This is a genomic window from Loigolactobacillus bifermentans DSM 20003, from assembly GCF_001434575.1.
Taxonomy (GTDB): domain Bacteria; phylum Bacillota; class Bacilli; order Lactobacillales; family Lactobacillaceae; genus Loigolactobacillus; species Loigolactobacillus bifermentans.
On sequence record NZ_AZDA01000092.1, the window covers coordinates 32,741 to 49,878 of the forward strand.

The following is a 17,138-nucleotide window of genomic DNA, read 5'->3' on the forward strand; positions in this document are numbered from 1 at the left end:
CTTTGCGGTGATCAGCGCCCCTTCATCAGTCGCCTGCGCTGCTATGGCTGACGGGGCCGTTATTTTGCCGGTGCAGAACTTGAATCTGGTGCAGCAGAGCTAGCAGGTGCGGCGCTTGATTGAGGTGCTGCTGGATCACCCTTCTTGGTTACTTTACGACGGGCTGGGTTTGCATTGGCCTTACCAGTGGTTGTCGCTGGCGTAATAGCTGCTACAGCTTCATCCCGAATCACCATAAAGGCTGGGGTAAAAGTTGCCTTAATAGCAGCCATATCACGTTCAGCCAAGTTGATTGGTAAACCATCTTCACCAAGGACTGTGGTCAAAGTAGCTTCAGTTAAGATTTCATATTCAATTCCAGATAAGATACCGTAATAAACGCTGTTCCAATCGGCTAGGATTTCACTGGCGGCTGTTTTATCCCAGGAGCCTTTAGCAGCCCAAGCAATTGGTAATCCTAACACGTCGGCCACTGTGTTACTGTGCGCATCGTTGAAGATAGGTTGACCATTACCATCTTTACTGGAACGATATTTCACACGTTCCGAACGTGGTGCAGCAATCCCATTAGCATCCAGGTCCTGTGCTTCAAGAAAGGCCATGGCATCCGATACATCATCATATTTGTTATCCGTTTCTGTCAGTGTTTGCTTCGTCAACAACGCTGAACCAATCACGCTTTGACGGAAAGGTGTATCTGAACCACCAAATAATGCGGATTGATCGAACTTCTTATAAAATGCTTCAGCAATTTCAGCCTTCATCATGTTAAAAAAGTTGGTCACGCTATACTTTAAATTTTCTTTAGTGGTCGGGATAATAACAGCCATCTTGTGTGCTTCCATCCAAGCCTCCATAAAGGTTGGTTTAGACGTTTGGATCTTCTGACCTTCATCAACCCAGTAAGCCCCGACACCAGACATAAATGTGAATTTTTCACGCTCTTTCGTCATGGGTTGTGCTTTGGCCAACCGCATTAATTGCGAGCCAGTTTTTACATCAGTGATAATCTGGTCTGAAATAACATTAGGAATTTCACCAGTACGCGCACTTTCAATTGTTACGTTATCTGGATCAAAGTTTGGATCTGCCATTTATATTTCCTCCTTAGTGTGTAATGCGGTGTTCGTTTAATTTTTCAACATCCGTCATGGTCGTCTGTTGTTGGCCACCAGTACCGCCTAAATTATCATTCACTGCTGCGGCTGGCACTTGCGTGCTACCGGTGTAACCAGGGTTTGACTTAACGATTGCAGCAATCGCTTCATCGAACGTCTTAGCTGGATTGTCCTTGTTGGCAATGTAAGCCTTGGCCAAGATCATAGCATCCGATAGATGTTCATTGGTAACCCCAGCCTTCAGTGCGGCTACAGTAGCCTTGAGTTCTGTATTATTGGTGGTTAAATCAGCATTGGCCTTCGTTGCCTTGGTTAAATCACCCTGGGTCTTCTCCAGTTCACCTTTGTTCGCTTCAACTTGTTTGTTGTGAGCCTCAATAATTGCCTTTAAGCTGTCTTCGTCTTCAAAGCCTAAAGATTTGAGCATGTCCGACTTGGCGTTTGCAGCTACTTGCGTGACATCAACTGGTGGCGTTGCAGGCGGTGTGTTTTGGGCGCCAGTATTTCCTTCTGTCCCTGCAGCGCCAGTACCACCTTCACCAGCACCGCCGCCATCATTGCTTTCAAATAATTTCATTCCGATTCGGTTTTTAATCCACACGTTACATCCCTCCTAATTTGGGCATAAAAAATAAGCCTTTTTTCTTCGGCCGTGCTTAGGGCCGTTACTCACGATCATCTTCAATTTCTAAGCTTTTGATCCAATCAACTGGATAACCATTACCACCCATAACAACTGAGCCATCTGGTGCTTTACTGCTGCCTGTCCAATAGATAATAAGGTCTTTGCCATTAAATTCGGGATTATCATCTCCTACAATATCTTCCTCATAGTCTAGTAACCACCAATGTTTGATGGTGCCATCTTTAAGTGTTGCCTTAACATGATGCTGAAGATATTGCATACATTCAGCTAATTCCATTATTATCACTTCCTTTTCTTGGGTACCCCAGGTGGTGCAGGTACAATATGCGCGCCTTTATTACTATGATGAATCTTTAATCGTGTTGTTTCGACTAAGTTACCTTCTACATCCTTATAGTAACCAATTGGCCCACCAGCATCAACAAATTGAAATTGTCCCGTTATTTTACTTGGATCCGCTTGTTGATAGATAACTTTCTGTAGCTGATCAAGATTTACGTCTGAATTAAGATAACTGGGGCCTTTATTGCGACCTTTAGCCAAATCCTGCTTCAAACGTTCTTCATACTGCTTTGTCCCTTTAATGTGACGTTGCTGACTATCTTGATTAATCGTGATACGAGTACGTTGCTGGGCTAGCCCTTTACTGATCTGCTCACGACTATACTCACGAGGCATCCCACTACGGCCAATAAAGTCACGCATTTGGGCTTGCGCGTTTAGAACGGTTGTTCTTGTTGCCTTTCGGTCACCACCAATATGGTTAGCAACGTAATCCTCACGCTTAGCCGCTCGAATATTCCGCTCAAGTCGACGCTGTTCTTGCGTTTGGCGGTAAACAAAAGTATTGTGCTCATCATCTGGAATCGGGTCAGGGCCGCCTACACCGTCAACAGTTGGTATTAAATAATGCTTGCAGTTGATACCTAGAATACCGGCTGGGTCACCATAACTGGTATCGCTAAATGGCGGATAGTCACCACTATTCTTGCTACCATCCATGCTGTAAACACGCCCTTGATACGGTGCACAGTGAGGTCGTGCGCCAACGTGTTGGGAAATACGCACTAATGACCCATAGCTGCTCATACGTGCCAGCTCAACGGCATTAGCCGATTGATTGACCTGGCTATTAATAACGGTCCGCATATACACATCTGGCGACCAATGCTTACCTGCACGATCAACCAACGCTGGCAGTCCCTGTTCAGCATATTCATCAGCTGCTTTAACGGCAGCGTCAATATAAGATTGACCACCACGAGCAGCGACTTCGGCCCGATTTACAATGTCCATCATCATTTCATACTGATTTTGGGTCATATTGCGTCGAGCCATGGCCATATAGCGCTCTAGTTCCTTCTGCTGATCACTAACAATCTGTCTGACAGCACGATCTTCTTTGAGGGATGCTGGGTTGTTCAACTTACCAGTCTTGGCTAACTGTTTCAGCCACTCCTCTGACTGTTCTGCGTTATCTAAGGTGGCCTTGCTGAGATTTTGCTTCAACTTAGCATCTGAACCATGTCCTACCTTAGCCAGCACACGCTGCGCATATTCACGCAACTGATTCGCTGCTACAATCTTACCTGTTCGCCATCCCTCAAAGTCGTCATCATCAATCTCATTAATATCCTGTAGCTGGTCTACCATGTGACGGAAGATCATATCAGCAATGTCAGCATACAAATAAGTGTACTCAACTGACAGCTTATCTAGGTCTAACGGACTTAATGTCATTCAGCCCCACCGCCGATGTCCTCTAATGTCCCTTGGTCGGGTTGCTGCGCCTGAATCTTATCGTAGATTTCTTGGGCTTCTACGTCCGTCACATTATTCACCCGCTTAATGGCAGCAATCTGGTCCATTAACGGCTTGCCACCACTGGCGGTCATGTAATAGGACAGGTTCTCACTACGGTCCTTAGCAATGCTATCGTCAAAGTTAACCGTAACATCTACATCAGTCTCATCAGAGTAGTTCACCTCAGGGTCAGCTTTGGCTAATTCAAGGATGCGAATCACCAACTGCTTTAGCGCCTCTTCGATAATCGTTTCATGGCTATTCTTAGTCTGATACGTATCCGAGTTCTCACTGACCACTTCGGTTGCGGTCTTCATCCCATCACCACCAGCGTCATAGCTAAAGGTGCCCGCGCTAAAACCAACCTGGGATGCAAACAACTTAAGCGTTGTGTTAATGGTGTTCAGATAGGATTCCGCCCGAAGCGATTGTGTGACATCCTTGATGGTCTCATTGCTAGACCCGCTGATGCTGTCATAATGGAACATTCGATAAACTTCTTCAGCCTCATCAAAATAAAATTGTGGTTGGCCGGTCATACGATCAACCCCACGCTTCATCATTGAATCGGGAACCATTAACGTCTTCTTGCTCAGCTGAATCTCCCGCATTAATGCATCATAAGTCTCATCCAATATCCGCAACGTGTCTAACGCATTGGCATAAATTGGAATACCTAACGGGGATGAAAGATTAAGGTTGTTAGCCAAGTTAGGCTTAAGATAGATGAACGTCGGGCCGCTGTATTCTGTTTTTGAGTAACGTGTTTCTTCGGCCAAATCACTATATAGCTTTGTCAGTGGCACCTTGTGACCAAGATCATCAGCAGTAGTTGACTCATACAACTCATTGCTCACCACATAGGCCGTGTCGTCCTCTGTGTGCCATTCTAACAGCGTGTAATAACTGTTATTACTTTGGAAGTTAGACGCAATGACACACTCTGTCACGCCGTTAGCATCCGAACTAATTGGGAAGAATACATCAGCTGTTGCAAAACGAATCTTGACTTGGCCCCGATACGTGTACAAGCGAATGCACATCCCACCTTCAGCGAACATATATTCTAGATAACGTTCAAAGTTATCATAGAAGTGGTTCTCTTCGAAGACCTGATGAACAAATACATTGCTGGCCTGCTTCATATCATCTGGGGATGTTGGTTGTGGTGCATTAAGCTTTTTAGTGGCAGTGAGGACAACCTTCTGACTGAATGTCAGCGTGGCCATCTTCTTAACCGCAATCTGTGGCATATTTAACGACAACAATTGCCGGCCACGCTTATGGCTAGCCGAATTAAGATAACTGTGTTCAACAATCCATTTGGCACGACCTTGATAGATAGCCAACCACTGCTGAATGTTAGCGTAGTCCTTGCTATCCGACATGATGCGCTTATGATCATTCGTTGATTCAAGTTTTTCGACAATACCCATACGACCAAACACCCCCTTTAATTTAAGCCACATATTTTTCCAAAGACCCACTAACATCCCTCCTTACCAATTGACATAGGTTAGATAGTTCGCATAGAAGTAATTCACCGAATAACGAAATTCATCCATGGCATGGTTAAACGCATCGACTGGCTTCTTGGACTGTGGATCACGTACGTACATACCCAGTTCCTTTAAAAAGTTACGATGATCATAGCTCAAATCAGGAATGCCGCTATCCGGCGTTTCTACTAGTCGGAACATCCCTTGCTCAATGACGTTTTGACAACGCTCAATCCCCACCTCAATACCTTGTGTACTGCGTAAATGCTCATGCGCATTGTTATTGGCCGTCTCAGTCATGATTCCTATCTTTTCCAGCTCAGCACGCAATGACTTGGCTGCAGGGTCAATAATGACAGTTGAATGATGTACTTGGTATTGACGTTCACACCATAGAATGAATCGGCGTAACTCAACCGCATACGTAGACATAGCACGTGCTTCCTGTGTTGCAGATCCTGAATGATAGAAATTAGCAACTCTGTTTAATCTGTAACCCATTTGTCCGTTTTCATCCCTGACATTGGTAATGATATTGCAGCTAAGTGTTGTTGCATCATTCTGGCCAGCATCGCCGGCAAAATACATTTCAACAATCTGACCGTGCAAAGTAGCATCAATCATCGTCTCGTGATCAAACATTACATAGATTGCACCTTCAGGCATTACCCTTAGGCCTAACCAGTCACGTTTATATCGATATGGATTAGCCTTTAGTTCAGCTTCGACCTCGGTCAAACGTTGCTCAGTCATTGTCGGATTATCACGCATATCCCAGTGCAACCAATGTGCCTTGTAATCATCAAAGAGATCAATAACGGGATGATTAGGCGCCGGCGGATTTAAATCAGCGAGATGATACCGATACTTTGCCTTAATCGTTCGGCGAAATGACTCGTCAATGAACTCTTTATTCATCAAATCAATTTCAGAATAAGCGACTGAACCAAGCGACATCCCACGAATTGCATTGGCCGAGTTAGACTTACCGCCACCTTTAAAATAAATCCGTTTATGGCCACTTGGTAAATCGATGGCCAAGTGATCACCACCGCGGTCTCGACGCAACTCACAGCAACCATCAAAAATATACGCTAATCCAAGTCCATCACCCTCAATAAACAGCGTATACGCCAATGCTTGGTTGTAGGCGCTAACAAGATGATTCTCATCAGGAGACAACATATAAAACATAGCAAGCCTAGCATCATCGGCCGCTGTCTTGCCGCTACGAATTGCACCCTCATTAACGTCAAATAAGTGATCAAACGGGGATGCTAGGAAGGATGCTTGCTTAGGCGAATACTCAACTTCCTTAAGATTCGTTTTCACTATGTTTATCCCCTTCCTGTGATTCTTGACGCTGTGCTAACGCTTGAGAAATGGCTGCAATGATTGGATTGTCTTCGCCGGCACCTTCAAGTGCATCGGCTTGATGCTCAAGAATACGAGCCTTAGCCTCAGATTGACGCTTATCAGATTTCAATTTCAGCAGCTGTTCTTTGACAATATCATCACTGTTCGGATAACGTTTCAGCAATTCAAGCAGTGCACGCTGCTTATCATACGTTTCAACAACAGCATCCCCTTCATCAATCCGAATGGACTTCAACAGGGATGTATCGCCTTCACCAGTGAACTCAACCACGTTCTCATAATAGACGCCTTGTTCCCCAGTATCAGGATCAATAAACGGTAGCCATTCATAATGCTTACCGTATTCTGAAATGAAGGGACCGCCTTTAATGAAATGTTTGGTCCAGCGCTTGTGCTTTACCCGTTTGACTGTAACGTAATCACCAATATCAACAAAGGCCTGCTTCTTTAACTCATGAATGATATCTTCAGCAGTAATCGCTTCTGCTTTTTGGCGAGCCTTTTTTAAGCGTTCAATTTCATTTTGCACACCAGCATTCACCAGCATCCTCGGGCCATTTGTATTGGCTGTTTTCCAGCTGCAATTGTAGGCTTTACGATATGCTTTAGTGGCGTTAAAAGACTGTAGGTAAAGGATACAGAAGAGCTTTTGTTTTTCCGTTAGATCCTCATTATTGGCTAAATCATCAACCATTTTATCTGCAACGCGTTGCGTTTTTGTTGCAACGTTTTTAACGTGTTGCGTTGCAGGTTTATCATCCCAATTGTGCCGAGATTTCCAAGCCCGAACAGTACCAGTTGACACGTCATACTTAGCAGCAATATCCTTATACGCCATCCCCGCTAAGTAATCCTTTTTAGCCTGCTCAATTCGCTCTCGATTAGCAGCCACTACATATCACCACACCTCCATCGTTGGATACAAAAAGGACGCCCACATAGACGTCCTCGGGAAACACTTTATTATTTTCTACTTTATCAATATACCACCGAAACAGTCCCATTGTAGTCTGATGTTAGTCCCATAAAAGTCCGCTCCCAGTCCGATTTCAGTCCGATTTTCGAACATACACATGAAGGTCGAACGTATTTTCAAACGCATCAGCGAACCATCGTAAGGCCTCGGACTTGAGCCGATAGTACTGACTTCGCTCGTATGGTACCTGTTCAATGATTTCATCATCAGTTAATTCCAATATGTATGCCATATAGAGGATTTTCTGGTATTTATCAGGGCATCTTCTAATGGCATTAACGGCAGCCGTCACAATTCGGGGCGCGTCAGCATGTTCTACCAGTGCATCCTCAATGCCGTTCCCAACAGGTTCCGACTTAGGCAGTGCCGAAAATCTAGGTGATTTGACATCAACCATACTGTAACCGGCCTTAACCACGAACCGTGGAAACTCATTGATCAAGAAATTGCGCACGTTATCCTCTGTTTTATTTGTATTCAAGACCGGTAATAGTCCCACGTTCAGCACTCCCCTATGATATAATGTTGATGGTGGATAGGGGCTGGCACGGTAACGTGTCGGCTTTTTCTTTTACCAAAAAATGAACATAAACAATGTTAGAACCGCCTTGATTGTTAGAAACACCATTACCATACTGATCAGCACGGCGCCACATAAAGCCGCTACCGCACCGACTAAGTAATAACTGTCACTTATTTTTAATTTCATCCCTGAGCCACCTTATCACCAAGCTGCTTAACGATAGTCGTTGTTGCAACCGATGGCACCCACGCTTCGATAAAATCACACACCGCATCAAAACTCTTCTTTCGAACTTGAATACGTGTTCGAACATTCGCTACCTCGTTTATCCCGGTACTGATGTCCTTAAATAGCCGTGCCCGTTGCTCACGATTTAGCTTCATATTATGCATTTCAACGTACTCTGCAACTTTATGATTAACACGACGGCTTAGATAACTATATTCACTAGGTGTCAATGACTGATCATCTTCCAGAGCTTTTACTCGCTTATCAACTAGCTTGAGTTTTTTGTTAACATTGCCACTATTTTCTAGCAATACTTGAATTTTTTCTTCCGGAGTTTCTGGCAATCGAAATTGAGGACGGTTGAAATAGTTTTCCTCTAGCGCATCATACATATCCCAAGCACGATCCGTGCCAAGCATCTTCGAATGGCGGCTAGCCCCGCGCTTAGTCCAAAGATATAGATGAGCCGTACGTTCAGCGACCAAGTCGGAATTTCCTACCTGGTTCTTAAACCTTTTCAATTCACTACCCTCTAATAAAAAGTAGTGCTTGCCTTCTTCAAATTTATCTTTGTTGTAAGCAAAATTCTGTTTGATGCGGTCAGCTGTTGTGTCGTAAAATTCGGCCAATTGTTCAGTAGTCAAAATCAACTGATCAGCATATTTAATTTCTGATAATTTCATTACCGCGTACCACCTTTCTCAATTCTGACAAGCTCACCCGTGCTATCAAAGTAATATCGCTTTGATGATCCACAAAATTCCAATGCCGTTACTTCATCCGGAAACTCTCCCGGCTTAAAGACTGGCGTTAAATGAGCCAGCTCTCTCCCAATTAGCCGCAACCGTAGTCGCCATCTAATATTGCCGTTAACATTTGGGTACTTTGGCCTAAACTCCTGCTTAAAGCGCCGCATATCGCAAAAATAGTGTCGGCTTAGCGGTATTTCCTGTACATCGAAATCCAGTGTTGCAACAAATTGCTTACGTCTCGTTCGTTTATTCATCCCTGCACCCCCTCAAAACGGTAAATGATCATGCTGTGCAGCACTCATCTGCTTCTTCAGCTCTTCAGTATATTGGCCAAGATATGCGTTAAAACTGGACATCGACATCGGAAATTTGCTGGTATCTAGCTCTGGATTTTGAATGCCAAACCACTCAGACAATGCCTTTTTAGCTTGGCGATACGTCACTTGCTGTTCCATTTTGTGCTTCCTCCTTTTCGTAAACGCTGGTATCCATGTGCCGCAACTGCTCATCAGTAAAAGCAGTCCTTAATTTCGCAGTGTTGCTGTACTCTGCCTGGCAAATACCGTCGTCATACAGATAAACTTGCTCTCTAACGGCTGGATTCCAGCGATGCAAATACCATCTAATCATGATTTTCCTTCGAGTTTGAATATATATCTGACCATTTGTCGAAACGCAGTTTGGTTAGTATAAATTGCTTGCCCTACCAAAGTTAGGTCAGTAGCCAGTCCGTACATGCAAGCCCAATTGGCATGATCAGTATAACCAATGATTTCCATCGCCACTTCATCCGCTGAAAGCTGGCCGCTTAAACCCAGCACCGGATCAGTTAGCAGATCTTCGGTGATATACCGCTGCACTGCAACACGCTCTTTTTCAGTCATACTCATTTTCCGTCCCCCTAATTCCAACCGGCATTGTAGGGCCGATCTAAACTTTCAATTTCATCAATTGCCACGCTTAAGCCCCTAAGTGCATATTCGGCCTGTACCGGAGTAATACGTCCCAGCGTTCTCAAATTAATAATTCCACGGGAATCAGCTTTCAGCCGCTCTTTCAGTTCCAATAGTTCCGGACTGTTCAAATTCAATTTTGTTTCAATCATGCGTTAGCAACTCCTTTGTTTGTTCGCTAAATTCCATGTTCTTGCCTCAATTTCTTTAACCCCGCCAACGAAGCCTTTAACCCACCATCAGGTTTGCTTGCAGGGTCTTGCTCTGGTGTATAACCAGGCTGCGCCCAATCTGGTAGTGTTTCCTTTTGAACTGGTTGCTGTGCCTGAAAATTAGAACGTTTGGCCTGCTTTTTAGCTTGCCGTTGCTGTTCGTAAATATTGACATCACTAACAGACTTGAAGCCTTTAGACTCCCAGTCTTGCAAGATTTTTGACATGTATTTATAACTACGAACGTTGTTATCCAGCATAGTTTTCATCGCTAAAATAACCAGCTCATCATTGCCAGCAAAGTCTTGGACCCACTTGTCGATATTTTCGAGCACAATTGGGCTTTCCATGATCTGGACATTTTTAGTCCAGAACGTTCGTGCACGCTCGTGGTCGTTGTTGTTATTATTAGTTAAGTTAGGTGTAGTTAAGTTAAGTGATAATGCACTACTGTTTCCACTACCGTTCCCTATACTGTTGTCGTTACTGTTTCCCATACCGTTGTCACTACTGTTGTCTACACTATATATAGACAAATCATATAAGACCTTCATTTGATAAGTAGCAGCCGTGGAACCTTTACCAGATTTAACGATCACTAAGCCTTTCTGATTGAGGCTATTTCGGGTTTTGAAAAAATTAGCTTCTTTAAGTCCTGACTTTCTTGTAAGAACAGATGATGCAACTCTGAACTCTTGTAAACCCCTCGCTTTATTGTTTATGTGTGCTAACGCGCACCATAGAGCAACCTCGGAGTTGTTTAGCTGGTACAACTCGGCAACATCATTCTCGAAGAAAGCATTCATTTGCTTAAAGTAGTCAATCATTTTCTCACCCCTTTCTGTTACTTATTCCTACCCACCCACCACATCAAGTTATTACTTAAGATTATTCTGTAAAAATTTATCTTCAGGACTGGTACCTTTAGGCTTGTCGCTGGTGTCTTTAGGAGTTGGTTCCTCGTTACCCTCGGTGGCCTGTACTTCTTTAGCAGCTTCATAATCCGTCATTGGATTACCATCTTCATCAAACGTTTGTGGCATTTCATCTTTGGTAATGGCATTCTGCATTTGAACAGATAAGATGCCCCATTTTGACAGCATATTGCGAATAACAGTCTTTTTGGCCATTGCATCAAAGTTAGATTTCCAAACACCGCTCGGATTATGGCCACTCGACATTTTGCTGAATTTTTGACGATGCTCATTGATCTCATCAGTCGTCCAATAGACTTTCTTTTCAAAACCATTGACCAATCTGAAATAGCCAAAATAACCAACAACTTCATCTGATCGTTTGCCTTCCGGATTCAATTCGATTTCTTCAGTGAATCTATTCCAGGACTTTAATTCACCTTCATAGACAACCTCGGCATTCAGCGCCTTATACTGTCCTGAACGAAGTGCTAATTGAATGTAGCCTTTATACCCCATTTGAGGGGTTGCGTTACTGCCATATGGCACGATCCACATATATCCAAGATTCTGATCAATGGGCAGGTCCATCGTGGCAGCAACCATTGCTGATGAAATGACGGACATTGCATTAACTGATTGGAGTTTCGCATTAGAGTTCACTACATTTACAATTGACGACATAAATTGAGGTGCCTTGTCTTTAAGAATCTCTCTAAACCGTCGTTGAATGGCATCCTTGCCCAATTCTTGCTTAATTAAAGATGAGGCGCTAGGTATTTTCGCTCTACGACTTGCTGCTGTAATTTGATTACTTAAATTAGAATTAGTTGCCATAAGTTGCAACCTCCTTGATATTTAATGTGCGTACACCACGTTTATTAGTGCGGTATAAAACCTTGAACTGGCCAAGCTTAGCGGTATCACCATTACGCATGGCCGATCTAACTTGATTTTCAATTCGCTTTTTATCGTCAGTCAATTCATTGATTTGCTGAATAACTTTTTTACGAATTTTCAGCTGCTGTTCAAGATAATCTGGTATCTCAACTTCAATGTGTTTATCCGGATAAAGCAGCTGCAATGTCTGCTTAGTCCAATCACTGCCATCAACTGCTGGCGGAACGTCCTTTTCAATATGATCATGCCACCATCTGACAAGTTTGGTCTGAACCTGATCAATCACTTCTTGATTACGATCCACTCGCTTATAGATGAAACGGTGACCGCCAATCAAGGTTGCAAAATAACAATATGGGCGATCTAAAACATTCATGTAATGCTGAACTTGCAGTAAATAAGGAGCTGGCACTTCGTCTTCAACCCACTCACTTGTTTTATATTCCATGGCCGTCTTAATCTCTAGAAAGCCAGGCTCGCCAGCAATATCACGATCAATATTTGCTCTTAAAAAATCATATTTAGAATGACAGTACGTTTTGTTCTGACGATAAACTTTTTTACCAGTCGCATCCTCAAACTCGCGTGCCAGAATCGGTTCCATAATGTTGCCCCAATGCGTAAACTCGTTGCCAGTATCATCAATGGGCAAACGGCCTGTTTTATCAGCCCAAACTTGATACGGCGACCGCCAAGGAGACATTCCTAAGATTGCGGCTACATCTGAGCCACCGATACCACCACGACGGCTTAAAAGCCATTCCTCGCGCGAAAACTCTTTGGTTGGGATAATATGTTGTTTCATTTTGTATCTACCTCAATTTCTAACTGTTGCAAAATCAATTGACCAAAAGCCCGTTCTTGATCAATCCGTTTATGGGACTGGCGATAAACCTCATCATAATTAACCGTCTCATCTTTAAACGTCGCTTCTGCGGCCTGATCACTGATTTTTAAATCATGTTTAGATAACTGTTGCATTTGAAATACCTCTCATTTCTGGTAGAATTGAGGTGTTAAATATCGTCGAAAATAATTAACACCGAAGTCGTTGATGCGCCAACATCAGCGGCTTTTTTCTATGCAGCGTTTTTGTTTTGATTACGATCATCTGCTTTACACTGATCGACCCAACTATCAAACACACGATTCTGCTTGGCTGTTGGTCGAATCTCTTGGGCCCGTTTATCGGCTACTTTTAACTGCTTATAGCGGATATAACCGTAAACACCTAACGCCATCATCAAACTAATAATCAACACTGGTACGGGTATATAAGCCGCTTTGCCGCCACCTGTAATCCACATAACTCATTCCTCCTATCAAAAATTACCTAGCCCGGTTAATTTTTAATATTGTTCACGAATCCACTTCTTGACTGCCTGTAACGAAAACAGTGGGTTCTTGTATTTACCGATTTGATATTTTGGGAAACCTGGTGTCCTAACCAAACGAGCCATTTTTTCATGGCCTATTTGCAGACCCTCTTTTTTTAATTCCGATTCCAACTGAGTTTGATTTAGAATTCTGTCTTCTGAGTCCTTAGACTGATCCAAGGTTCGTTTAAATTCGCTGATTATAAACTGCGCAAATTCTTTTTCATGCGCTGTTAGCTTCAATTCCTTTTCAGAACTGCCATTGATCACTGTTAATGCCATATTTCTCACTCCCGTTTCATTAAGCCTGCCTTTACCCAGGCACGATGCCGTTCCCTAATCAGTTTGGTTAGCGACTCATGCAAAAACGTTCTAGCTAAGACTGTTACTAACTTGATTTCCGTAATGATTTCATCAAGCATTTGGAAAACATACTCCTGTATCCGATCATATTGTTCCGGATTTAAAGGCCGCTGCGTACTTGCCAATATTCGATTGAGCTCAACTGAGCTAATGGACTGCTGACGTTCTAATTCTTCCGCCTCTTGCACATCATGAAGCTCACTGGGCCGTTGCCCATAGATTGGACTATCCATGCCCTTTAACGTCCCATACTGCTTGTTAGCCAGGGATGCGCTAAAGTCGTAGTCATCCACAAACTTCGCTAAGTCCGTCATAACGTCTTCTGGCGTATCACGGGCCCCTGTTGCGTATGAATTAATTGATGACTTACTGCGATGCAATGCATGGGCAACTTCAGCCTGTGTAATATGGTGCCGAACAAATGTCTGTGTGATCAAACTGCCAATTTCAAAACTCATAGTGATTCCTCCAATTGAGGACATCCCCGTGAGCAATCCACAAGGGATGCCCGTAAAATTAAGTTAAGCCATAAACTGCTTATACTGATTAAACAACTCACGTGCTTCTGGAACTTGATCATCAGTTAGTCCGTTCATTGACTTAAGCTTCAGCTTGGTTCTTAAAACACCGTACAGACCATTTTGAATTGCAGTGAAATTCGTATGCGTCTCCGCTGCCATCTCCTTGGTCCACTTGGCAACATCCCGTTTAAAGGTTCTAACCGCCATAGTCTCACGGGATGATCGTGTATCGCGCGCAATCTCTCGTACAGCTTCAATGACGTCCGGGTCATTTGACAAGAGACTGAGCAATTGCTGTCTGTCCATTATTTAGCCACCTCCTGCGTGCCGATCAACTCATCAGTTGTTGTGTTCAACGCCCGAGCAAATGCTGCAATAATACTAGATTTAGGTTCGTAACGATTGTGCTCAATGTCACTGAGTGTGGATTGAGCAACTCCTGTTAAACTGGCCAAATCTTTTTGTGACATCTTACGTTCTAGCCGAAAATCATGAATTCTAGATCCAATCAAAAAATCACCTTCTTTTCACTTATCGGATTTCCGATAATTTATAGTTTTATTATATCGGAAATCCGAAATGTGTCAACGGAAATCCGAAACTTTTTTTCGGTTATTCGTATATCTTTGAAGTAGTAAATAATTCAAAGGATTGATTTTTTTGGAAAACGATACGAAGATCATTGGCGCCAGAATTATGGAATTCATTAATGCCCGTGATACCACTATTCATCGAACAGCTGTTAAGGCTGGCATCCCTAATACCACTCTTGTTGATCTAATTAGCGGGACTACCAAAAATGCTCGCGTTTCAACCGTGAGAGCGGTTTGTGCTGCATTAGATATTTCTGTCCACGACTTCTTTGATTTCGCACCATATAATGAGGTGGAAAAATGAAAGGCTGGTCGTTATTCGCAATCTTGGCGCCTAATATAACCGCTCTTGTATCTCTGGCAGCTCTAGCTTTCAATATTCATACTCAAAGACAAACCAATAAGCGTCTTGAACGTGAACAAGCATCCAACGTTACTATTTACGGTTATTTGAACGATCACGCCGTATTTATTCTTGAAAATGCTAGTAACGTTCCAATTTATAATGTCTTTGTTATGGGAGTTTCAAACAACAAACAACTGCCTCTTCAAGAAGACCTGACGAATTGTAAATTTAATCCTGCAATCTATGGATATGAGTATATTGAAGTGCTTCCAAAACTAACGCTAAATATAGACTTTACAAAACGATTTAGTACTTCCGATGATGGTGAACACACAGTTCCAAAATTATTATTTACAGATTCTCAAAATATTCAGTGGCGTCGTTTACCCAATGGACATTTAGAAAAATGCAAATACGTTAATCAACTTAAGAAGTATGGATTCTCATTTACAGATGCTGGGAGTAATCAAAAGCATCTGGATGAAGTCACTGATTAGTATCTTAAGCTTCTTCAACAAACGGCATATTCCACACAATTGTGCTGGAATGCGTATTGACTTGAATCACTTCATAGTCAGCCGCTTGAAGATTAGCTTTGATTTCTGGGAACTGATCAATATCAAAATTAAAGGTCGCTGTATTATGGCCGTTTAACATGCGGTGCTTGAGCTTGCTACAAATAATGTCCCAGGCACGTTGCTGTACGCTATCAGTGCGTAACTTAACGAGCTGCTCTGTCATGTCCATGCGATTCACCTCCTTTCGTTCCTTGAAATCTAAATGTATTTTCCATCCTTAAAATGCAATAATCATTGTAAAAAGGGATGTGAAAATATGAATCAATTAACCATTTCAAATTGGATTGAAATTATCAGTATCATTGCTTCATTGACTGTGTCGTTTGCCTCTATTTGGATTGCTTTAAAATCTTTCAGCCGGGCAGAAAAATCTGCAAAGGCACTTGAAGTATCAAATTTTAATGCTGAAAGACCATACGTTACGATTTACTCAACCGGGCTTAATACAGGTGTCATGTCATTTCACAAGTTTCTTATTATTAAAAACTTTGGTAAATCGGCCGCAAAAGTAAAATTAATCACCTATACCGGCGAGCTTGATACCAACAATCAGTCCCGTAATTTGACTTCACTGCATGATTTCGTACTCGCACCAGGAATGTCCGTTCGCAGTAATATCGATGCAGCATTTGAAAACACTGTAAAATTCCACGTTGACTACTCAGATTTACAAGGGAATGCATTCAGCGAAACCTTCAATGTTAACTTCGGATTTGGGAACACTCTTGTTTATGCCGAAGCTTCAAAGGGTGATATGCCAAAGGGCTACAACGAATTAATCGCTGCATTACATATCATTGCTCAGCAACTTCAAGATTGATGCTTTCCAATTTGTCTAATCTTCGTCTTTACCGTGAATAATGTTATAGGTAACTACTGTTCCAACTAAAATACCAAACAGAAAAATGATTAAACCAAATGCAATGTAACCAGCCATCTGTGTCGCCTCCTTGCTATTATTCGGAACCCTGATTGGTACTTGGATCATTAAGTAACGCTTTGCCGTACAGATTGCCTTCTAAAAATGATTCAACGTTAATCCGCATATTCAACACTGCATGCGTTGCCGACACCCGAACATGGCAACTGATAACGCCTGATGAGCAATCCTGCCCATCAACAATAATGGAACTGCCATGCTTACCATGTGTAACAGTGAATTGATGCTGAGCAGTATCGATCGAAATAAACCTGTTCACTTCTTCGCCTCCTTACTGGACTACTTTTTCATCAGTTTTAGCATTTTCACTCTCCGTGTTTAGCGATGAGAAAAAAAGAGAATCTACTGACTTATGATAAAAAAGTGAGAACTTTTCCATCGTATTGTGCGAAGCTCCTCGATAGCCGCTTTCAAGTTTGGTCAGTGTAGAATAGCTAACACCAATCTGTTTTGCAGCTTCCTTTTGAGTCAAGTTGCGCGCTTCTCTTTCCGTCTTTAAAGAAACCATTATTCACGTCCT

General features: G+C 42.8%; 30 protein-coding genes. 3 read left to right on the forward strand and 27 right to left on the reverse strand.

Annotated features, from left to right (window positions below; translation table 11 throughout):
• Positions 1-59: 59 nt before the first annotated feature.
• The 24 genes from FC07_RS10295 to FC07_RS10400 form a co-directional block, all read right to left on the reverse strand.
• The gene (locus FC07_RS10295) at positions 60-1,094 is read right to left on the reverse strand and encodes a phage major capsid protein (protein ID WP_083483283.1); all 1,035 of its coding nucleotides are present in this window, start codon (positions 1,092-1,094) and stop codon (positions 60-62) included.
• A 13-nt stretch (positions 1,095-1,107) separates the two neighbouring features.
• Positions 1,108-1,719 carry a hypothetical protein gene (locus FC07_RS10300; protein ID WP_057905025.1) on the reverse strand — a complete coding sequence of 204 codons (612 nt, stop codon included), beginning with the start codon at positions 1,717-1,719 and terminating at the stop codon, positions 1,108-1,110.
• Positions 1,720-1,783: 64 nt separating this feature from the next.
• Entirely contained in the window at positions 1,784-2,041 is a 258-nt protein-coding gene (locus FC07_RS10305; protein ID WP_057905026.1) for a hypothetical protein, read from the reverse strand.
• A gap of 5 nt (positions 2,042-2,046) precedes the next feature.
• Positions 2,047-3,504 (reverse strand): phage minor capsid protein, encoded by a 1,458-nt coding sequence (locus FC07_RS10310; protein WP_057905027.1) that lies wholly within the window; start codon positions 3,502-3,504, stop codon positions 2,047-2,049.
• Positions 3,501-5,054, reverse strand: coding sequence for a phage portal protein (locus tag FC07_RS10315; RefSeq protein ID WP_162255876.1), 1,554 nt, complete (start codon positions 5,052-5,054; stop codon positions 3,501-3,503). The genes FC07_RS10310 and FC07_RS10315 overlap by 4 nt, the downstream gene beginning before the upstream one ends.
• Before the next feature lie 12 nt (positions 5,055-5,066).
• Complete coding sequence (locus FC07_RS10320; RefSeq protein WP_057905029.1) at positions 5,067-6,398, reverse strand: PBSX family phage terminase large subunit; 1,332 nt, start codon at positions 6,396-6,398, stop codon at positions 5,067-5,069.
• Complete coding sequence (locus FC07_RS10325; protein ID WP_057905030.1) at positions 6,382-7,335, reverse strand: terminase small subunit; 954 nt, start codon at positions 7,333-7,335, stop codon at positions 6,382-6,384. Before FC07_RS10325 ends, FC07_RS10320 begins: the two co-directional genes overlap by 17 nt.
• Before the next feature lie 157 nt (positions 7,336-7,492).
• Complete coding sequence (locus tag FC07_RS10330; protein WP_057905031.1) at positions 7,493-7,918, reverse strand: ArpU family phage packaging/lysis transcriptional regulator; 426 nt, start codon at positions 7,916-7,918, stop codon at positions 7,493-7,495.
• 72 nt (positions 7,919-7,990) lie between these two features.
• On the reverse strand, positions 7,991-8,128 hold the full coding sequence (locus FC07_RS15905; RefSeq protein ID WP_155797770.1) for a hypothetical protein: 138 nt from the start codon (positions 8,126-8,128) through the stop codon (positions 7,991-7,993).
• On the reverse strand, positions 8,125-8,853 hold the full coding sequence (locus FC07_RS10335; RefSeq protein WP_057905032.1) for an ORF6N domain-containing protein: 729 nt from the start codon (positions 8,851-8,853) through the stop codon (positions 8,125-8,127). Before FC07_RS10335 ends, FC07_RS15905 begins: the two co-directional genes overlap by 4 nt.
• Positions 8,853-9,176, reverse strand: a complete 324-nt coding sequence (locus FC07_RS10340; protein ID WP_057905033.1) for a hypothetical protein — start codon at positions 9,174-9,176, stop codon at positions 8,853-8,855. Before FC07_RS10340 ends, FC07_RS10335 begins: the two co-directional genes overlap by 1 nt.
• Positions 9,177-9,188: 12 nt before the next feature.
• Entirely contained in the window at positions 9,189-9,377 is a 189-nt protein-coding gene (locus tag FC07_RS10345; protein ID WP_057905034.1) for a hypothetical protein, read from the reverse strand.
• Positions 9,346-9,552, reverse strand: coding sequence for a hypothetical protein (locus FC07_RS15910; RefSeq protein WP_155797771.1), 207 nt, complete (start codon positions 9,550-9,552; stop codon positions 9,346-9,348). Before FC07_RS15910 ends, FC07_RS10345 begins: the two co-directional genes overlap by 32 nt.
• Entirely contained in the window at positions 9,549-9,812 is a 264-nt protein-coding gene (locus tag FC07_RS10350; RefSeq protein WP_057905035.1) for a hypothetical protein, read from the reverse strand. The genes FC07_RS15910 and FC07_RS10350 overlap by 4 nt, the downstream gene beginning before the upstream one ends.
• 11 nt (positions 9,813-9,823) lie before the next feature.
• Positions 9,824-10,027: a hypothetical protein gene (locus tag FC07_RS10355; protein WP_057905036.1), complete on the reverse strand. Its 204-nt coding sequence runs from the start codon at positions 10,025-10,027 to the stop codon at positions 9,824-9,826.
• 26 nt (positions 10,028-10,053) lie between these two features.
• Positions 10,054-10,914, reverse strand: coding sequence for a DnaD domain-containing protein (locus tag FC07_RS10360; RefSeq protein WP_057905037.1), 861 nt, complete (start codon positions 10,912-10,914; stop codon positions 10,054-10,056).
• A gap of 51 nt (positions 10,915-10,965) precedes the next feature.
• A complete protein-coding gene (locus tag FC07_RS10365; RefSeq protein ID WP_083483286.1) occupies positions 10,966-11,838 on the reverse strand; it encodes a recombinase RecT in 873 nt (290 codons plus the stop codon).
• The gene (locus tag FC07_RS10370; RefSeq protein ID WP_057905038.1) at positions 11,828-12,706 is read right to left on the reverse strand and encodes a YqaJ viral recombinase family nuclease; all 879 of its coding nucleotides are present in this window, start codon (positions 12,704-12,706) and stop codon (positions 11,828-11,830) included. Before FC07_RS10370 ends, FC07_RS10365 begins: the two co-directional genes overlap by 11 nt.
• Positions 12,703-12,882: a hypothetical protein gene (locus FC07_RS10375; RefSeq protein WP_057905039.1), complete on the reverse strand. Its 180-nt coding sequence runs from the start codon at positions 12,880-12,882 to the stop codon at positions 12,703-12,705. Before FC07_RS10375 ends, FC07_RS10370 begins: the two co-directional genes overlap by 4 nt.
• Positions 12,883-12,980: 98 nt before the next feature.
• On the reverse strand, positions 12,981-13,208 hold the full coding sequence (locus FC07_RS10380; protein WP_057905040.1) for a hypothetical protein: 228 nt from the start codon (positions 13,206-13,208) through the stop codon (positions 12,981-12,983).
• A gap of 42 nt (positions 13,209-13,250) precedes the next feature.
• Positions 13,251-13,559, reverse strand: coding sequence for a hypothetical protein (locus FC07_RS10385; RefSeq protein WP_057905041.1), 309 nt, complete (start codon positions 13,557-13,559; stop codon positions 13,251-13,253).
• 5 nt (positions 13,560-13,564) lie between these two features.
• Positions 13,565-14,098 carry a hypothetical protein gene (locus FC07_RS10390; RefSeq protein ID WP_057905042.1) on the reverse strand — a complete coding sequence of 178 codons (534 nt, stop codon included), beginning with the start codon at positions 14,096-14,098 and terminating at the stop codon, positions 13,565-13,567.
• Positions 14,099-14,161: 63 nt separating this feature from the next.
• Entirely contained in the window at positions 14,162-14,467 is a 306-nt protein-coding gene (locus FC07_RS10395) for a hypothetical protein (protein ID WP_057905043.1), read from the reverse strand.
• Positions 14,467-14,673, reverse strand: a complete 207-nt coding sequence (locus FC07_RS10400; RefSeq protein ID WP_057905044.1) for a helix-turn-helix domain-containing protein — start codon at positions 14,671-14,673, stop codon at positions 14,467-14,469. Before FC07_RS10400 ends, FC07_RS10395 begins: the two co-directional genes overlap by 1 nt.
• A gap of 148 nt (positions 14,674-14,821) precedes the next feature.
• On the opposite strand from FC07_RS10400, the gene FC07_RS10405 reads away from it, so the two are divergent.
• Entirely contained in the window at positions 14,822-15,058 is a 237-nt protein-coding gene (locus FC07_RS10405; RefSeq protein WP_057905045.1) for a helix-turn-helix domain-containing protein, read from the forward strand.
• A complete protein-coding gene (locus FC07_RS10410) occupies positions 15,055-15,597 on the forward strand; it encodes a hypothetical protein (protein WP_057905046.1) in 543 nt (180 codons plus the stop codon). The genes FC07_RS10405 and FC07_RS10410 overlap by 4 nt, the downstream gene beginning before the upstream one ends.
• 4 nt (positions 15,598-15,601) lie before the next feature.
• Here the strand turns inward: FC07_RS10410 and FC07_RS10415 are convergent, their stop codons facing one another.
• Entirely contained in the window at positions 15,602-15,847 is a 246-nt protein-coding gene (locus FC07_RS10415) for a hypothetical protein (protein WP_057905047.1), read from the reverse strand.
• An 87-nt stretch (positions 15,848-15,934) separates the two neighbouring features.
• Here FC07_RS10415 and FC07_RS10420 point away from each other — a divergent pair, with 87 nt between their 5' ends.
• The gene (locus FC07_RS10420; RefSeq protein ID WP_057905048.1) at positions 15,935-16,498 is read left to right on the forward strand and encodes a hypothetical protein; all 564 of its coding nucleotides are present in this window, start codon (positions 15,935-15,937) and stop codon (positions 16,496-16,498) included.
• A gap of 136 nt (positions 16,499-16,634) precedes the next feature.
• Here the strand turns inward: FC07_RS10420 and FC07_RS10425 are convergent, their stop codons facing one another.
• The gene (locus FC07_RS10425) at positions 16,635-16,877 is read right to left on the reverse strand and encodes a hypothetical protein (RefSeq protein WP_057905049.1); all 243 of its coding nucleotides are present in this window, start codon (positions 16,875-16,877) and stop codon (positions 16,635-16,637) included.
• A 12-nt stretch (positions 16,878-16,889) separates the two neighbouring features.
• Positions 16,890-17,126 carry a helix-turn-helix domain-containing protein gene (locus FC07_RS10430; RefSeq protein WP_057905050.1) on the reverse strand — a complete coding sequence of 79 codons (237 nt, stop codon included), beginning with the start codon at positions 17,124-17,126 and terminating at the stop codon, positions 16,890-16,892.
• Positions 17,127-17,138 lie beyond the last annotated feature (12 nt).

Excerpts from the sequence above, each read along its gene's own strand:
- FC07_RS10295 (WP_083483283.1), bottom strand. The coding sequence starts at position 1,094 with ATGGCAGATCCAAACTTTGATCCAGATAACGTAACAATTGAAAGTGCG.
- FC07_RS10305 (WP_057905026.1), bottom strand. The coding sequence starts at position 2,041 with ATGGAATTAGCTGAATGTATGCAATATCTTCAGCATCATGTTAAGGCA.
- FC07_RS10310 (WP_057905027.1), bottom strand. The coding sequence starts at position 3,504 with ATGACATTAAGTCCGTTAGACCTAGATAAGCTGTCAGTTGAGTACACT.
- FC07_RS15905 (WP_155797770.1), bottom strand. The coding sequence starts at position 8,128 with ATGAAATTAAAAATAAGTGACAGTTATTACTTAGTCGGTGCGGTAGCG.
- FC07_RS10335 (WP_057905032.1), bottom strand. The coding sequence starts at position 8,853 with ATGAAATTATCAGAAATTAAATATGCTGATCAGTTGATTTTGACTACT.
- FC07_RS10340 (WP_057905033.1), bottom strand. The coding sequence starts at position 9,176 with ATGAATAAACGAACGAGACGTAAGCAATTTGTTGCAACACTGGATTTC.
- FC07_RS10345 (WP_057905034.1), bottom strand. The coding sequence starts at position 9,377 with ATGGAACAGCAAGTGACGTATCGCCAAGCTAAAAAGGCATTGTCTGAG.
- FC07_RS15910 (WP_155797771.1), bottom strand. The coding sequence starts at position 9,552 with ATGATTAGATGGTATTTGCATCGCTGGAATCCAGCCGTTAGAGAGCAA.
- FC07_RS10350 (WP_057905035.1), bottom strand. The coding sequence starts at position 9,812 with ATGAGTATGACTGAAAAAGAGCGTGTTGCAGTGCAGCGGTATATCACC.
- FC07_RS10355 (WP_057905036.1), bottom strand. The coding sequence starts at position 10,027 with ATGATTGAAACAAAATTGAATTTGAACAGTCCGGAACTATTGGAACTG.
- FC07_RS10360 (WP_057905037.1), bottom strand. The coding sequence starts at position 10,914 with ATGATTGACTACTTTAAGCAAATGAATGCTTTCTTCGAGAATGATGTT.
- FC07_RS10365 (WP_083483286.1), bottom strand. The coding sequence starts at position 11,838 with ATGGCAACTAATTCTAATTTAAGTAATCAAATTACAGCAGCAAGTCGT.
- FC07_RS10370 (WP_057905038.1), bottom strand. The coding sequence starts at position 12,706 with ATGAAACAACATATTATCCCAACCAAAGAGTTTTCGCGCGAGGAATGG.
- FC07_RS10375 (WP_057905039.1), bottom strand. The coding sequence starts at position 12,882 with ATGCAACAGTTATCTAAACATGATTTAAAAATCAGTGATCAGGCCGCA.
- FC07_RS10380 (WP_057905040.1), bottom strand. The coding sequence starts at position 13,208 with ATGTGGATTACAGGTGGCGGCAAAGCGGCTTATATACCCGTACCAGTG.
- FC07_RS10385 (WP_057905041.1), bottom strand. The coding sequence starts at position 13,559 with ATGGCATTAACAGTGATCAATGGCAGTTCTGAAAAGGAATTGAAGCTA.
- FC07_RS10390 (WP_057905042.1), bottom strand. The coding sequence starts at position 14,098 with ATGAGTTTTGAAATTGGCAGTTTGATCACACAGACATTTGTTCGGCAC.
- FC07_RS10395 (WP_057905043.1), bottom strand. The coding sequence starts at position 14,467 with ATGGACAGACAGCAATTGCTCAGTCTCTTGTCAAATGACCCGGACGTC.
- FC07_RS10410 (WP_057905046.1), top strand. The coding sequence starts at position 15,055 with ATGAAAGGCTGGTCGTTATTCGCAATCTTGGCGCCTAATATAACCGCT.
- FC07_RS10415 (WP_057905047.1), bottom strand. The coding sequence starts at position 15,847 with ATGGACATGACAGAGCAGCTCGTTAAGTTACGCACTGATAGCGTACAG.
- FC07_RS10420 (WP_057905048.1), top strand. The coding sequence starts at position 15,935 with ATGAATCAATTAACCATTTCAAATTGGATTGAAATTATCAGTATCATT.
- FC07_RS10430 (WP_057905050.1), bottom strand. The coding sequence starts at position 17,126 with ATGGTTTCTTTAAAGACGGAAAGAGAAGCGCGCAACTTGACTCAAAAG.